Source organism: Paenibacillus sp. IHB B 3415, assembly GCF_000802655.2.
Taxonomy (GTDB): Bacteria; Bacillota; Bacilli; order Paenibacillales; family Paenibacillaceae; genus Paenibacillus_AQ; species Paenibacillus_AQ phytohabitans.
The window spans coordinates 40,429-56,017 of the sequence record NZ_JUEI01000076.1; the positions used below are offsets into that span (position 1 = coordinate 40,429).

A 15,589-nucleotide genomic window follows, 5' to 3' on the forward strand; every position below is an offset into this window, starting at 1 on the left:
GGGAGTAAACATACTTCGGAATTTGTGTAAAATTTGTAGGAAGTCTGCCGCAAAGCTTCAGTTTTGTGTAATGTAGAGAGAACAATTCTATGCGAAAATGAGGTGCTACCCTGATGAAGCAGGCCGCATTTGGCGAGGACAACCCGCATCGTTCACCACGGGAGCAGCTGCTCGGCCCGATGATTGATGCGATAGCGCAGACGATGGATTTGTATGGCGCAAATTATTCCTTCGGGCAGCTGTACGGAATTATGTTCTTTGAGGACAAGCCGATGACGCTGGAGGAAATGAAGCAGGTCATGAATATGAGCAAAAGCAATATGAGCTACGGTGTACGTTCCCTGATCGCCTCCCGGATGGTTACGAAGCTGGAGGAGAAACGTGAGCGGAAGGAGCTGTATGCGGCGGAGACGGATTTCTTCCAGGCCTTCCGGAACTTTTTCACGCTGAAGCTTCAGCGGGAGATTGATGTGATGCAGGAGGCGATGGGGACGGCGGTGCCTGAACTGCAGGCCCTTATCGATGCGGAGGACACTCCGGAGGAAGAACGGCAGGCCTGCCTCAAGGATCTGGACAAGCTGAAGCATGCCGCTGAATATTATGTCTGGCTGCAGCAGTTCGTGTCGGGGCTTGCGGAAGGAACGGTGTTCGGCGGCGGCTTGCCGGGCACAGAGTAGCTGCTGGGCTCGGGGAATGCGTAGCCGCCGACGCTGGACAGGAGTAGCTGCTGAGTTCGGGGATGCGTAAGCCGCCGACGCCTAGATAGAAGTAGCTGCTGATCGCTGTCGCTGCGGACGGAGCAATGAAAGTCTGCGTCTCCAGTTCATCTGTGACATGGGTACACAACTGTGGGGGAGACCGATATCCTGCGGGAACCGGACTGACAATCCCCTATTTGGCGAAAATACCCTGTTATTTAGCCTACGCGGACTCAGATTCCGCTAAATGTCTCAAAGACCATTGTTTTGGCGTGCCCGGAAGTAAATAGAGGATTCTGAGTCCGTTTGCCCGGACAAAGCAGTCCTTTTCGTAAAATAGAGTCCTCTCAGTCCGGTTGAGTATGGCTTGGGTTTGACGGATGGGTTCAACCCAACCCAACCCAACCCAACCCAACCCAACCCAACCCAGTCCAGTCTATTTACTCATGCAGCCAGCTGGTTATTTTACGCTCTCTCCGTTCCGCCCCAATCTGGAGTTCCGCAGCAAATATCCCCCAGCATCATCCCGCTCAAGCAGTGGCCCAAACCAGCTTCTCCAGCTGGCGGCTCAAGACTTGGTTTTTTTTGCGTACCAAACGCACCTACGATTCGTTATTCTCCTGATAGATTTGAGACGGTATTATAACGATTAACGATATTATTGCCTATTTTGCTTACGAAACGTTTGATTTTACTGATGAACACTAACGATTAGTCATTATTCATATAAATCATGCTATAATTTTGCCCAGGAGGCGGTCTTGTGGATGAACTCGATGTCAGAATTCTAAAGCTGCTGGAAGAGAACGGGAGACTGTCTCATGAAGAGATCGGCAAGCTGCTGCATATCTCCCGGCCGTCTGTGCATCAAAGGGTCGGCAAGCTGGAGAAAAGCGGAGTGATCAAGGGCTATAGGGGGATTGTGGACTGGAGCAAGCTGGACCAGAAGATTAAGGTCATGATCTCCGTGAAGGTGGTCAGCCAGGGCTTTAAGGAGGCGGCAGAACAGATTATCCGCATCCAAATCCCGGGTGTGAGCATCATCGAATGCCAGCGGCTGGCGGGAGAGTGGTGCATGCTGCTCAAGGTAAGGGTGACCTCGCCGGAGGAGCTTACACTGCTGCTTGACGAGATTCTCCGTATTCCTGACGTTAAGGAAACCTCGACCACTTTTATTTTAACTACTATATATGAGGACGGATTGAAGGGGGTGTAGCGGTATGCCGCAGAAGAAGAAAGTGAATCCGGTGTACGTGGTTGGTATTGCGCTATTGTGCGTTTATTTGTTTTGGGGAGGCACCTATGTCGGTATGAAGATTGCGATTGAGACGATGCCGCCTTTTCTGATGGCTGGAGTGCGATTTTTTGCAGCCGGTGCTGTGCTCTATATGATTGCCAGATTAAGCGGAGCGAAGCGTCCGGCCGGGCGCGAGTGGCGGTCTTCGGCGATTGTCGGCGCCTTGCTGCTGCTTGGAGGCAACGGTGTGGTGGCCTGGTCAGAGCAAAGAGTATCTTCATCCATCGCTTCACTGATCGTTGCAGCCGTTCCCGTCTGGATGATGCTGATGGGCTGGTTTGGCCGCGGCGGCAAACGTCCGAATACCGGTGTCATCGCCGGCATTGTACTGGGGCTGCTGGGCATTGCCGTGCTGGTCTTCCAGCCGGGGAAGGGAGATACGGGGACCGCCACCGATCTGATCGGTATTGTTACCTTATTAATAGCTTCCATAAGCTGGGCAGTCGGGTCGATGTATTCACGCAGTGCTGCAATGCCGGATTCCCCGCTGATGTCAACGGCAGCACAGATGCTGACGGGAGGGGCGCTGTTGATGATTTTCTCCTATTTCACCGGCGACTGGTCCAGACTCGATATTTCCGGCATTTCTATGCGCTCATATTTGGCACTCGGTTATCTGGTCGTCTTCGGCTCCATCATCGGCTACACGGCCTACATCTGGCTGCTTAAGAATGCCGACGCGTCTCTCGTCTCAACCTATGCCTTCGTTAATCCGGTGGTGGCGGTACTGCTTGGCTGGCTGCTGGTCGGTGAGCAGTTTACCTTGAATACACTGATTGCAGCCGTGATCATTATTGCAGCGGTGGTTCTGGTGACTATTTTCCGCGGCAAGCCGCAGCAGGCGGCAACTCAAGCAGCGCTTGATATACAAAAACAGCAGCGGTCGGTACACTGAGAGCATCTTAGCCGAAGGGGTGGAAGCATGTTTGACATGTTGAAGGTGGGCAGGAATATCGTTAGATTAAGAGGAGCCGCCGGGCTTACGCAAATGGGGCTCGCAGATAAGCTGGGGATCAGCTATCAGGCGGTCAGCAACTGGGAGAGAGGCGCAAGTATGCCGGATATCTCCAAGCTTCCGGAGCTGGCGGAAATCTTTGGCGTAGGGATCGGCGAGATCCTCGGAGAAGAGCAAGGGCAAAGCTCCCGCATTATCGAAAGTGTACTGGATCAGACCACGGGGGATTATTTCCAGCGGGGGGAAGGCACGGCACAAGAGCTTTCGGACCTTGCGCCGCTGCTGCAAAATGAACAGATCGGCGAAGCGTTTGAGCATGTGAAGGTGGGGGCGGCAGTAGACGATCTGTTGGCACTGGCACCATTCTTAAGCGAAGAGACGCTGGATAAATGCGCCGTGGAGGTGTTTGAGCGGGAGGGGATTCAGCCGCTGCTGAAGCTGGCCCCGTTTATGAGCGAGGAAGCGCTGGACGAGCTTGCCAAACAAGCTTATGCCGCAGGAGGAAAACATGCACTTGTGGCGCTTGCCCCGTTTGTAAGTGAGGAGGGGCTGGAGGAATGCGCCAAGCTCGCTTTTGCCAAAGAAGGCTCAGGAGCGCTACCCCCGCTGGCTCCGTTCCTCGAAGAAGAGCTACTGGATGAACTGGCAGAGGCAGTCTTTGAGCAGGAAGGCTCAGGAGCGTTGCTTCCCTTGGCTCCGTTCCTCAGTGAAGAGGTGCTGAACGGACTAGCTGAGCGTATCTTCCAAAAAGAAGGTGCCGCAGCACTCCTGCCGCTGGCTCCATTCCTCAGTGAGGATATTCTGGGCGATTGGGTGTCGCGGGCCTTCGCCAAATAACTGCTGAAACAGCCGGTACTCGTTAGAGTATCCGGCTGTTTCAGCATGCCTTTATTCCATTTCACGCAGCCGTTCGACGATCGGGCTGCGGGCGAGCGGTCTATAGGCACTTATTGTGATGAGATAAGACAAGACAGCCAGTACCGGGAGGACCAGAATAAACGGCAGCCACATCATGCGGAATTCCATATAGGCCATGCCCGCGGCAATATTCCTGGCGATCCAGTAAGTCAGCAGCACGCCTACAGTAGAGGTAAGCAGAGCGGTGAGCAGTACAGTATACAATCCTTCGTAAACAAGCATCCGTTTGAGCTGCTTCTTAGTCATCCCGATGCTCTCCAGCACGGCAAATTCATGCCTGCGGGCGATCACCCCGGTAAGGACAGAATTAATGTAATTAAGCAGACCTATAAGGGCGATTACGAGACTCAGGCCATAGCCGATAATCTCAAAAATACGGATATTATCGCTTAACTCCTCCCTGTAATCTTCTCTGGATTTCAGCTGCAGAGCATCCAGCGGGCGGATAGCCTCCCTGAGCAATTGCCCCGTTTCATCAAGCTTGGCGGGATCTGCATGCAGGGTAAGCGAGAGGATGTCTGCTGGAGTCCCGCTCTCCAAAGTGGCTTGGCGGAGCTTGGCTGCAGGCAGGAAGGCATTGTAGCCGTTGCCGAAATACGTTTGGGTGGTTGCCGCAAAGAAAGCGTCATATTTCAGCACGGCCATCACTTCGTAGCTCTGCTTCAATCCGGGGTAGCCAATCCTATCTCCGGGATGATAGTAGCTTGCATAGGCGCCTGGCTCTGTAAGAGTCTGGGTCACCAGTATGAAGTCCCCGGAATCAAATTGTTCCCGGTTGAATTCCCCTTCGAGCACATCCTGTTCTGCGAGATCGTACCAGCCTGAATCCAGTCCGAAGAGCTGAGCGTGGACCCGGGAAGGGATGCCCTGGGGATTGGATGACGACTTCAGTGAAGCGCTGATGATATCATCCGGAGGAACGGTGAGCAGGCTATAATAGACTTTATCGATACTTTTCACCCCGTCTATATGACTCAGCTGCCCGCACAGTTCCTCGGACAGCTCTGTTTCATTGACTGAGCGTTCCCCCTCCTGCCGGATAATGCCCTTGTTGTGAATCATATAATCTCCATGAATGTAGGCGCTGAGGTACTTATTGACGTCCATGGAGGAGATCACGGTGAATATCGTATTAAACAGCAGAATGCTTAAGAAGAGGGAAGATAACATCAGGCTCAGCTTCTTTTTACTCCGGAACAGATTGGAGAACGCCATCCGGTGCAGCTTGGCCCCGTGGTTTGAGGACCTGAGAGTCTTCACTCCGCCATTCTGAACGCCTGAGAATTTAACAGCTTCCACGGGAGCGATGTCCGCTGCCAGCCGTCCCGGCTTATGCGCTGCGATCCACACGGTCAGGAAGGAGAAGAGGGCTGCGCCTGCAAAAATCCATGGACTGGACGAAAGCGAACTTCCTTTAAACTCCCCCGAAAGCGAAGTGGTCAGAGGTGTAACCCATCTGCCGATTAGATAGCCGAAGCCGAGGCCGAACGGCAGGGCAGTGAGGTATAGCAGCCTGGCTTGAATAGCGATGATTCTCCGCAGTTGTCTCGGGGTGGTGCCAATCATTTTCAGCAGGCCGTAGAACTTCACATCACGGACCACCGAAATATAAAAAATATTATAAATAAGCAGGTAGCCGCTAAGCATAATGATGAAGATAACTGCAGCGTATGGAATGATATTCACTGCATTTTCCGCCAAAGATACACTGGAATAAGCCCAATTGATTCCGATAGGAGCCTTAATTCCCGTGTCTGCCAGGACCTTGTTGAGCTTGCTCTCAATATGAAAGGAATTGCTGAACATGACACTCAGATTTGAGGTATTAACGTAGGAACCGCTGTCCCTTGATTGTACGGGATCGATGTCTGAGAGATTTTTATCGGTAAAAGCTTTCGAGACAAAGGCCAGTCCCGCCATCGCAAGCTCTTTGTCCGCTTCATAATAGCCTGACAAAGTGAACTTCTGGCTGATCATCCGCTCACCAATATCTATCTGCAGCGTGATTTCCTTACCGAGCTCCGGCTGCACCCCCAGCTTGTCCAGAATCCAGGTGTTCAGGGCAACCTCGTTCTCTCCAGTAGGCAATCCTCCCTCTGTGAACACGATAAAGCTGTGATCCGCATAGACCTGATCAATCTGCAGCACCTCAACGGGATCATGCTTAAATTCTTTATTCCCCAATCTGCCGGAATTAAGCGAGTAGTCATTTAGTTTAATTGAAGGATGCTTGCGCAGCGTAGCGGCTTCTTCCGGAGTAAGGTATTTGAAGCCTCCGTGGAAGTCACTTCCGGCTGTTTTCATCTGTGCATATTGCATAGATTGGTTGATACTCAGCGCCATAGTGAAAATGGAAGTAATAAGCAGAGTAGTCAGCACAATAGCGCAGATGGCAGCCAAATTTCGCAACCGGTTGGCCCGCAGGCTGGCCATCGCCAGGTTGAATACGGTCTTCCGGTTGTTCGTAGCGATCATAACCGGCTCTCCCCGGGTGTCTGCGTTAATCCTGAGGCGATCCTGCCGTCCTCAATGCGGATGATCCGGTCCGCCATCTGGGCGATGGCTTCGTTATGCGTAATCATAACAATAGTCTGGTCGAATTTGACACTGAGCTGCTTCAGCAGGATAAGCACCTCCTGGCTGGTCTTGCTGTCCAGGTTGCCGGTGGGTTCATCAGCAAGGATAATGGAAGGTTTGGTCGCAAGCGCTCTTGCGATGGCCACGCGCTGCTGCTGGCCGCCGGAGAGTGCAGCAGGCAGATTGCGGGTCTTCTCCTGCAGTCCCAGACTCGTGATAATCAGGTTCAGATACTCCTGGTCGATCTGGCCTCCGTCAAGCTCAATGGGCAGGACGATATTCGCCAGCACGTTCAGGATCGGCACCAGATTATAGCTCTGGAAGACGAATCCGACAGAGCGGCGCCTAAATATGGTTAACTTCTCATCACTCATCTGAAAAATATCATGCCCGTTGACATACACCTTGCCTTCTGTGGCCCGGTCCAGACCCCCGAGCATATGCAGCAGTGTACTTTTTCCGCTGCCGCTCGTGCCGACGATTGCCACGAACTCCCCTTTCTCGACATTCATAGATACGTTATCCAGAGCCTTGACCGTCTGCGCTCCTTTTCCATAATATTTCTTGAGATTTTCTATTCGCAGAATGGGCATGTTCTATTCCTCCTGTGCGTATGTTCTTATTCACATCTTCAAGGTATCAGACAAATCTAACAGGAGAGTGTCTGAATTCTGACGGAATGGACATATTCAGCATAGCGGCAGGAAGATCGAGAACACAGTGCCTTGCCCGGGCACAGAAGCAGCCTTCATATGTCCGCCTTGTGCAGTGATAATCTCCCGGGCCAGGAATAGTCCTATTCCCACGCCATCTATATCGCGCACATTATTTCCCCGGTAGAACCGCTTGAAGATTTGGGGCAGCTCTTCCTGTGAGATTCCCCGGCCGGTATCTGCGATATCCAGGCGTACAAACATCTCATTCGCTTCAGCGGTGATATGGATGCTGCCTCCCGGTTCTGTATATTTCACGGCGTTCTCCAGCAGATTGAATAACACCTCGGTTGTCCACTTGGAGTCATGGTACGCGGTGATGTGAGCTTCACAGCTTATACTGATAGTGATACAGCTGCTCTCTGCCTGGATGAAAATCTGCGAGACTGCCTCAGAGACGGCGCGGATCACAGGAGAAGACTCCATGTGCAAAGAAATTATGCCCGTCTCCAGTCTGGACAGCTTGACCAGGGATTGGATCAGCCAGTCGAGCTTTTCCGACTGCTTTTTAACTTGGAGAACAAGCGGGAGCGCATGCTCATCATGCACCAGATTCTCCTCAAGCAGCTGGCTGTAAATCATAATATTGGATAACGGTGTTTTGGTCTGATGGGAGATATCGGAGATCAGTTCTTTAATTTTGTTCTTTTCCGTTTCCAGATTCTGTCCGTTCACTCTGGCAATCTCTATGTACCGCATTAATTTATGTTCTATGGAGGAGAGAAGGGTTTCTTCATAATTATAGTTTGGCTCACGCCCGAGAGTAGCGTTGTCTACCAGTGTCTCTACCTTTCCCATAAAAGAAGTGAGCTGATGCCTGAGCGACCAGGACCAGGCCCCTCCAAGGATCAGCATGCAGAGTATAAACAGAAGGGAGAGTCCGAGGAGGGATGAACCTGTGGTCTCCAGTAAAATAATACAAGCTGCATAAGCCAGCACCAGAATGATAAAAGCCGCAGCAAACCCCAGATTTACCAGCCGGGTATGCGGCAGTCGATCTTGTCCCTTCATAGAGTCGGCCCTTCTGTCCATGTATACCCTAAACCATAAACGGTCTTAATATATTGGGGCGAGGAGGGTTCATCTTCGATTTTGGCCCGCAATCTTTTGATCGCTACAGTCAATGCATTCTCATCCACGAAAACAGCCTCCTGGCTCCACGTTTTGTCGATTAACTGCTCTCGGGTCAGAATGTTGCCTCTGTTCGCTACCAGTATGCGCAGCAGCTTCTGTTCGGACTTGCTCAGCAGCAGGGGGCGGCTGTTCTTGAAATATTCCATTTTGCCAAAATCAAATTCCAGCGGCCCGATAACGATCCTGTCACTGGCAGGCGCATCGCTCCTTCTCAGGACGGCCATTACCCGGGCTCGCAGAATCATCAGACTGAATGGCTTCGTAATATAGTCATCAGCTCCCAGCGCAAAGCCGGTAACAATATCCGGCTCCATGTCGTTGGCAGTCAGAAATATAATCGGCACTTGTGAGGTTCGGCGGATTCTCTCGCAGTAATCGAGTCCGCTTCCGTCCGGAAGATTCACATCCAGCAGAATGAGATCTATCTGGGTTGACGAGATAATCTGATCAGCCATTGCCACAGTATAGGCCTGCTCTATAATTAAGTCATTTTGAGCCAAGGACAGGGCGATTCCCTTGTTCAGGCTTCGGTCATCTTCAACGATCAGCAGTGTCTTCATGGGCGTAACTCCTTTGTGTGAATGAAGCGTTATCTCAATATTATGGCCATGACTGGGAGATCCTGCAAGGGAGTATGATGCCGTATAATGTTGGAAGGGACAGTAAAAAAAGCTGATCCCCAGCAGAATATCTGCTAAGAATCAGCTTTTTAATTAATAAAATGAATTATCAAGGAGGTGTTGGTACAGTTGCCGGCATCGAAATATTGAGGCCGCCGCTCATGTAGCCGTTAACAGTATTGATAAGGCTGAGACCTGCCGCGGATGCTGAATATACCATAAGCAGGCGCGTTTGTGCTGTAACAGGAATAGATAGGCCTGTAATTATACCGGAAGAGATGGATCCTAAGGCTATTAATCCTGAAAGCGGGGGAGACAATGTCATTGCAGTTCCAGGTACAGGCACGAATGTGTTGTTGGGAGCTGTGCTCGCGTACAGTTGGGCTGTAATAGTCACCGTAGTTCCCACCAGAGTAAGTGCTTGTGTTGTACTGAAATATCCGCTTAGGGATGTAATGGTTCCGGCACTTGGTACAGAAAAGGCATAATTGAGATTTGTGCCGCTTGCTCCGGTTAAATCAATAGTTCCTGAGGTAACTGATACGCCGCTTACTGAGTTTCCGAAGCCAATCAGTGCACCAGTGCCTGGCAAACCGCCTGCTATCGTAGTTACAGTAGCAGGGTTTCCTGAAGAAAACGGGATATAGGCATTTGCGCTAGCCCCTGGAGCACCAGTAGCACCTGTAGCTCCGGTAGCACCAGTCGCACCAGTCGCCCCGGTAGCGCCAGTAGCGCCAGTGGCTCCGGTCGCCCCAGTAGCGCCAGTGCTTCCTTCTTCGCCCGCAGGCCCCGTAACGCCAGTGGCCCCAGTAGCGCCCGTTGCACCAGTAGCACCAGTAGCACCAGTGGCTCCTTCTTCGCCCGCAGGCCCCGTAGCACCAGTTGCTCCCGTAACGCCAGTGGCTCCGGTCGCCCCAGTAGCGCCAGTGACTCCCTCTTCGCCCGCAGGTCCAGTAGCGCCAGTAGCGCCAGTGGCTCCTTCTTCACCCGCAGGGCCGGTTGCACCAGTCGCACCCGTAGCGCCGACTTCACCCGCAGGCCCCGTCGCCCCGGTAGGCCCCGTGGTTCCGGTTACGCCGGTCTCACCTGCCGGGCCCGTTGCACCTGTTACACCTATTTCACCGACAGGACCGGCAGACCCCGTCGCCCCAGTCGCCCCGATTGCTCCTTGGTTTCCTGAGGAGCCGGCGCTGCCCGTTGCGCCAGTCGCCCCAGTAGCGCCAGTGGCCCCCGTAGCACCCACCAGGCCTGCTGCGCCCGTCGCTCCGGTTTCGCCTTTTGGCGCCGGCAGCGTAATTTCTGCCTTGGTAATGTCGGCGATTTCAATATAAGAAGCTGCGCCGTTACTGTAGATTGCCGTGATGGGCTGCCCGACGGCTATATCAGAAGTGGAAGCTCCGCCAGTGCCGAAGATCAGCGTTGTGCTGTCAATCTTCAGGTTGACGACTTGGCCTGCTTCTGTCAGTACACCAATCTGGCTGCCAGTCAGGCTGACGACGGTGCCGCGGGCAACGGTTCCGGATTGGGCCGGAGCATATCTTTCCGCCAAGCTGAAAATAGCTGCCGCCTGAGCACGGGTCACATCAGCGGTAGGTCTGAACGTTTTGTCCTCGAAGCCTTGGACTACTTTTAACTGGGAAGCTGCATTGATATAGCCGGTAGCCCAGGCGGAAATTTGATTCTCATCATTGAAGGGGAGCGGTTCGCTGGCCAGGGCGAGTGCTTCATTCTCCTTGTCGAGCAGACGGATTACAAGTTTAGTCAGCCACTCGCGGCTGGCATTCTGTGTTCCCCAGCCCGAAGCGGTTTCCTCTTCAGGTTTAATTAAACCTTCATTAATGGCGGTCTGCACCCAGGCACTTGCCCAATCATTGACTTCAAGCGAAGAACTGGCCGAAGTGGCGGAAGGCTCCTCTGTGCCCAGGAAACGGACTGCCATAATTGCAGCTTCCTGATGAGTCAGCGGCGCCTTTGGATTGAAGTTCCCGGTAGTATCTCCCTCCGCAAACCCCAATGCGGCGATTTTCATTACATATTTGTACATCCACGAGCTGCTGCTTACATCATTGAAGCCTTTCTTTTCAGCTGCTGAGGCAATGCCTGTACCGCCGAATCCGGCACTGGGCAGCACGGCAGCTACCTGGCTAAGCACCATAACCGCCATAGAGGTTTTTACTAAAGCGGGTTTGATATCCTTTTTGGAGTGTTCGCTGCTATGGGCGATTTCTGTATAGCGGGTTGTTGCTTTTTTCATCGAGTAGTTCCCCCTAAAGTATATGTTTGTCTTGCAACGCCCAGGCCGGTGAAGTAGGCTCTGTTCGCCAGCACTTTGCTGTCAAAAGGAATGTGTTCCGCAGCCATTTCGTTATGGGCACTAGCCCGTTCATACTGGCCGATGCGGTCATAACAGACACAGAGCTGCAGATGCGGCAGCCAGCTCCAGCAGGCATGCTGGAGAATGGCGTAATTGTCCAGCGGCTTGGTCAATTCGCTCGCCATTTTGTACCAGAAGATGGCTTTGCTGAAGTCGTTTTCCAGCATGTACAGGCTGCCAAGCCGGCAGCAATTCTCTGCACGGGGCAGATCATAAGAGAAAGACTGGAGCGCTTTAGCTTTGGCCTGCTGTTCATTGCCAAGCTCCCGGTAGCAATCGGAGAGGCTTCCGCAGGCATTGATCCGGTCCTCGATCCAGCTGTCTACCTGCTGCAGGAACATTTCATAGAAGGAGATGGCTTTGTCCCATTGCTTATGTTCCCTCAGCTCATTGGCGAAGTAGAACAGATCCCGGGTGGAGAAAATCTCCCCGGCCGCATGACGGTTCTCGTAGATATTCAGGTTACGGTCAGAATTCCCGTGGACTCTGCCATGGGTGATAGAAATATCCGAACGTCGCACCTTGCCGCTAACCTCCAGGTATTCATGGACGATACCGATCCAGCGGAAGCCGTTCTCCCGCTTGACCAGGCGGTTGCGTGTAAGGCTGGAGGTGACATTACCGTGCTCGTCAAAGGCCAGATTGTAATTCATGGATACCGCATCCGTATCCCATTCCAAGGCGCTCTTTAAGGTGCTGAACTTCTCAGCATCTGCAGGAAGCAGAATATCATCAGCATCCATCCAGAGCAGGTAATCCTGTGTCGCCAGGCTGAAGGCATAATTTCGTGCTTTGGCAAAATCGTTAACCCATGTAAAGTCAGCTACCTTGTCCGTGTAGCGGAGGGCAATTTCCCTGGTACGGTCTGTAGACCCGGTATCCACAATGATGATCTCATCCACCAGTCCTGAGACGCTGTCCAGACAGCGTTCAAGGGTGGCTTCCTCGTTCTTGACAATCATGCAGAGACTCACGGTGACGCTGCGTTTCATTTCATATAGAGCACTTGTAATATCGAGGCCCCATTTCCTGCGGGCTTTTTCTTTATTGGCAATCAGCTGTGCGTTGTACCAGCCGGGGGATTCCGGGAACAGCGGTGGAGGCTGGATATAGCGCACGAAGCAGTCCAGGGCGATCTGCATACTGTATCCTGCCTGGAGCGCACGGTAGCATAGATCGTCATCCTCGTAGCATTCCAGTCCGAATTGTTCATCGAAGCCTCCAAGCTGATTGAAGGCATCACGGCGCATTAGCAGCAGATGGCTTAGCAGCCGGGTTGTGGTCTTGGCTTGTCCGGCTTTGGAGAGTGCGAACGATCTGGCGATATGATCCAGCTGCTCCATCTCTGTACAGATCACCGGAAGTCTTTGCGGGCCGCTAACATCATTGCTGACAGGGCCGATCATCGCTGCCTGCGGGTGCTGCCGGGCACAGCCGGTCAGGCTGGACAGCCAATCTTCAGACACAATCATATGGTCACGCATGAATACAAGGTATTCGCCAGCCGCAAAGGATGCGCCCAGATTGTATCCTCCGGACACGCCGATACGTTCCTTGGACGAGAAGGAGCGCGCTTTTCTATGGAGAGTTAAATAGCTGCTGATCTCATCACCGCCGCCATCGTTAATCACAATCAGCTCATAGGGGGCTTCCGTAAATAACTCAATACTGGCCAGGCATGATTTAAGTAATCGAAGATGTTGGGCCAATATGATAATGGATACTTGCATTCAATCCCTCCATTTGATTCGAAATGATATATATCACACTCTATCACAGTAAAGTGGACATATTCTGGACATTATCCGACAAAAGTCTTCATTATAATGTAGAGTCCAACAATTGTTGTGTAGCTTTATGCAAGATGAATTATTTCCCGAGCCCCGCCGTCTGCGGTCGTGCATAAGTCCCCGACTAAGGTCCAGTACATAAAACCGTCCACAGTCTGTTTTGAAAATCTGCGGTTTACCCTAGAATAAGGTTATAAGAAAGAGATCAGCGAAAGGCGGTGAGAAAAAATGCAAAGAAAAGGTAACGGACTTGCGATTGTGTTGATTGCAATTGGAGCGGTAATGCTGTTAGGGATTTTGCCTCATTTGATTCACGGCATCTTCGGCATCCTGTTCCCGGTATTGCTGGTTGTTCTCGGATACTATGGAATTAAGAGCGGACGCAAGATTATCGGCTGGGTGGTAATGTTCATCGGTATCATGTCCCTGCTCTCCAAGCTTTCCTGGATTATCGGACCGCTGCTCGGTGTGGCGCTGGTAGTGTGGGGCATCTCGGTACTCCGGGGTAAGCGGAGCAGAACATACTAAGAGGCAGAACAATTACTTAATTAGAAGCAGGGAGGGAACAGGAAATCATGAGTGTTTTTCGCAGAATGAGGGATATCACCGTAGCCAACTTGAATGAACGCCTGGAGCAGAGTCAGGATCCCGTGAAGCTGATTGATCAATTTCTACATTCAACCCGTGAAGAAATAGGGGAGGCTGAGCGGCTGTACCAGCAGTATGCTTCCCATACGAAGCAATTGCAGCAGCAGGTGAATCAGGCAACCGCCATGAGAAACAAACGTGAAGAGCAGGCACTCCTCGCGCTCAAGGCCGGCGAAGATCATCTCGCCAAACTGGCACTGCAGGAGAAAATTATCCACGAGGAAAAGCTGGAGCAATACAGCGGGCTGCTGGAAACCAGCCAGCAATCACTCTTTGAGCTTGAAAGCCAGTTGAATGAACTCAAAATTGAGTATCAGACAGTGTACAGCAAACGCCAGTTCTATGCAGCCCGGATGGAATCACTTCGGCTGCAGCAGCGCATGAATCAAAGAGCGAGTGCTTTTGGCGGCGGTGATGTTCCCAAGATGTTCGGCCGTCTGGAAGACAAGATGACCGATTGGGAGCTGGAAGCCAAAAGCCTGAGCGATTTGCGCCGGATGGGACAGGAATACGCAGTGCAGGCCGGTGAGACGGTGGCGACCGTGCTCGAAAGAGAAATGGCCCGCCTGAAGGAGAAGCTGAACAATGATGGCAGAAAGGAGTAGTACTATGACCCGATTGTACCGTTCAACCAGAGACAGGGTAATGACAGGGCTGGCAGGCGGATTGTCCGAGACACTCGGCATTGACTCCACACTGTTCAGAATTCTGCTGGTGGTCAGCATTCCTTTTAGCGGAGGAGCCACTATTCTGGTGTACCTTATCGCAGCAATGGTAATTCCCAAGGAGCCTACCCAGTACAATCCCTTCGGACCTGGACCCGGTGCGCCGGGCGGCCCATATGGCGGTCCTTACTCAGGCAGACCTGAGCATGGCCGCGGACCGCAGGGACCTCAGGGACAACAAGGATATGGCCCTTACGGCGGACAGCCGGGCTATAATCCCGGCTATGACAAAGCGGGCACTTACACGGCTCCCGATTCCGGTCTGGATGCCATGATGAAGGATATTGAGAAGAAGGCACTGCAAAAAGAAGTAGAAGAGCTCAAACAAAAACTGTCTAAATACGAGAAGGGAGAAGTGTAAATCATGGGAGTATTCAAACGGATTAAAGATATGACTAAAGCGTCGGTAAACGACATGTTGGATAAGGTAGAGGACCCAATCGTAATGCTGAATCAATATCTGCGCGATATGGAGGCTGAGATTCATGAGGCTGAAGTAACGGTAGCGAAGCAGATGGCCAATGAACGCCGTATGAAGCAGCGTGTGGATGAAGCCGCTAAGGTATCCGGACAGCGTGCAGCACAAGCGGAACTTGCGCTTAAGAACGGCCAGGAGGAAGTTACCCGCAAGCTGCTGGAAGAGAAGATTTATTTCGACCAAAAGCATGTTGAATACAGCGAGCTTCACGCCCAGGCTGAAGTTCAAGCCAAGGAACTGGTGCAGCAGCTTCATGATATGAAGGATGAGTTCTACAAGCTGCGCAACAAACGTAATGAACTGGTCTCCCGCGCTCAAATGGCTAAAGCCAAGAAGCAAATGTCCCAGATCAGCAGTGTACATTCCATTGAAAGCGGAAGTGCATCCCTTGGATTCCACCGCATGGAAGAAAAGATCATGCAGCTTGAAGCGGAAGCAGATGTTATGCGTGCTCCGTATAGCCCTTCGGCAACCGCATATGCTAAGCCGGTAGATCCTGAGAAGCAGCTCAAAGTGGAAGAACAGCTCGCAGCACTTAAGAGCAAGCTGAATTCTGCTCCGGCAGCTCCTTCACTTGATAAAAAAGAAGAATAATGCCTGTTCCTAAAGAATAGGCAGATATGATATGCTGAACAAGGTAAAGCCATACGGTATGGATTCTC

The 15,589-nt window shown here is 52.0% G+C and carries 14 protein-coding genes; 8 read left to right on the top strand and 6 right to left on the bottom strand.

The window, feature by feature from the left end; all coding sequences use genetic code 11:
* Positions 1 to 113 precede the first annotated feature (113 nt).
* From QW71_RS28475 to QW71_RS38325, 4 genes are all read left to right on the top strand, one after another.
* Positions 114 to 677 carry a GbsR/MarR family transcriptional regulator gene (locus QW71_RS28475; RefSeq protein WP_039307324.1) on the top strand — a complete coding sequence of 188 codons (564 nt, stop codon included), beginning with the start codon at positions 114 to 116 and terminating at the stop codon, positions 675 to 677.
* 784 nt (positions 678 to 1,461) lie between these two features.
* On the top strand, positions 1,462 to 1,914 hold the full coding sequence (locus QW71_RS28480) for an Lrp/AsnC family transcriptional regulator (protein ID WP_039307325.1): 453 nt from the start codon (positions 1,462 to 1,464) through the stop codon (positions 1,912 to 1,914).
* Positions 1,915 to 1,918: 4 nt separating this feature from the next.
* Complete coding sequence (locus tag QW71_RS28485; protein WP_039307327.1) at positions 1,919 to 2,890, top strand: EamA family transporter; 972 nt, start codon at positions 1,919 to 1,921, stop codon at positions 2,888 to 2,890.
* 27 nt (positions 2,891 to 2,917) lie between these two features.
* On the top strand, positions 2,918 to 3,787 hold the full coding sequence (locus QW71_RS38325; RefSeq protein WP_052770372.1) for a helix-turn-helix domain-containing protein: 870 nt from the start codon (positions 2,918 to 2,920) through the stop codon (positions 3,785 to 3,787).
* Between the two features lie 51 nt (positions 3,788 to 3,838).
* Here QW71_RS38325 and QW71_RS28495 read toward each other — a convergent pair whose 3' ends face one another.
* From QW71_RS28495 to QW71_RS39360, 6 genes are all read right to left on the bottom strand, one after another.
* On the bottom strand, positions 3,839 to 6,343 hold the full coding sequence (locus tag QW71_RS28495; RefSeq protein ID WP_039307329.1) for an ABC transporter permease: 2,505 nt from the start codon (positions 6,341 to 6,343) through the stop codon (positions 3,839 to 3,841).
* Entirely contained in the window at positions 6,340 to 7,038 is a 699-nt protein-coding gene (locus tag QW71_RS28500; RefSeq protein ID WP_039307331.1) for an ABC transporter ATP-binding protein, read from the bottom strand. Before QW71_RS28500 ends, QW71_RS28495 begins: the two co-directional genes overlap by 4 nt.
* 96 nt (positions 7,039 to 7,134) lie before the next feature.
* Complete coding sequence (locus QW71_RS28505) at positions 7,135 to 8,169, bottom strand: sensor histidine kinase KdpD (protein ID WP_039307333.1); 1,035 nt, start codon at positions 8,167 to 8,169, stop codon at positions 7,135 to 7,137.
* On the bottom strand, positions 8,166 to 8,852 hold the full coding sequence (locus QW71_RS28510) for a response regulator transcription factor (protein ID WP_039307335.1): 687 nt from the start codon (positions 8,850 to 8,852) through the stop codon (positions 8,166 to 8,168). The genes QW71_RS28505 and QW71_RS28510 overlap by 4 nt, the downstream gene beginning before the upstream one ends.
* A 169-nt stretch (positions 8,853 to 9,021) precedes the next feature.
* Positions 9,022 to 11,166, bottom strand: coding sequence for an exosporium glycoprotein BclB-related protein (locus QW71_RS42060; protein ID WP_052770375.1), 2,145 nt, complete (start codon positions 11,164 to 11,166; stop codon positions 9,022 to 9,024).
* Entirely contained in the window at positions 11,163 to 13,016 is a 1,854-nt protein-coding gene (locus tag QW71_RS39360) for a glycosyltransferase (protein ID WP_083442768.1), read from the bottom strand. Before QW71_RS39360 ends, QW71_RS42060 begins: the two co-directional genes overlap by 4 nt.
* Positions 13,017 to 13,304: 288 nt before the next feature.
* Between QW71_RS39360 and QW71_RS28525 the strand changes: the two genes are divergently transcribed.
* Genes QW71_RS28525 through QW71_RS28540 form a run of 4 tightly spaced genes read left to right on the top strand, consistent with a single transcriptional unit; the run spans position 13,305 to position 15,521 of the window.
* Entirely contained in the window at positions 13,305 to 13,604 is a 300-nt protein-coding gene (locus QW71_RS28525; protein WP_039307338.1) for a hypothetical protein, read from the top strand.
* Positions 13,605 to 13,651: 47 nt separating this feature from the next.
* Positions 13,652 to 14,329, top strand: coding sequence for a PspA/IM30 family protein (locus QW71_RS28530; RefSeq protein WP_039307341.1), 678 nt, complete (start codon positions 13,652 to 13,654; stop codon positions 14,327 to 14,329).
* Between the two features lie 4 nt (positions 14,330 to 14,333).
* Entirely contained in the window at positions 14,334 to 14,810 is a 477-nt protein-coding gene (locus QW71_RS28535; protein WP_039307343.1) for a PspC domain-containing protein, read from the top strand.
* A 3-nt stretch (positions 14,811 to 14,813) separates the two neighbouring features.
* Positions 14,814 to 15,521 carry a PspA/IM30 family protein gene (locus QW71_RS28540; protein WP_039307345.1) on the top strand — a complete coding sequence of 236 codons (708 nt, stop codon included), beginning with the start codon at positions 14,814 to 14,816 and terminating at the stop codon, positions 15,519 to 15,521.
* Positions 15,522 to 15,589: the final 68 nt, after the last annotated feature.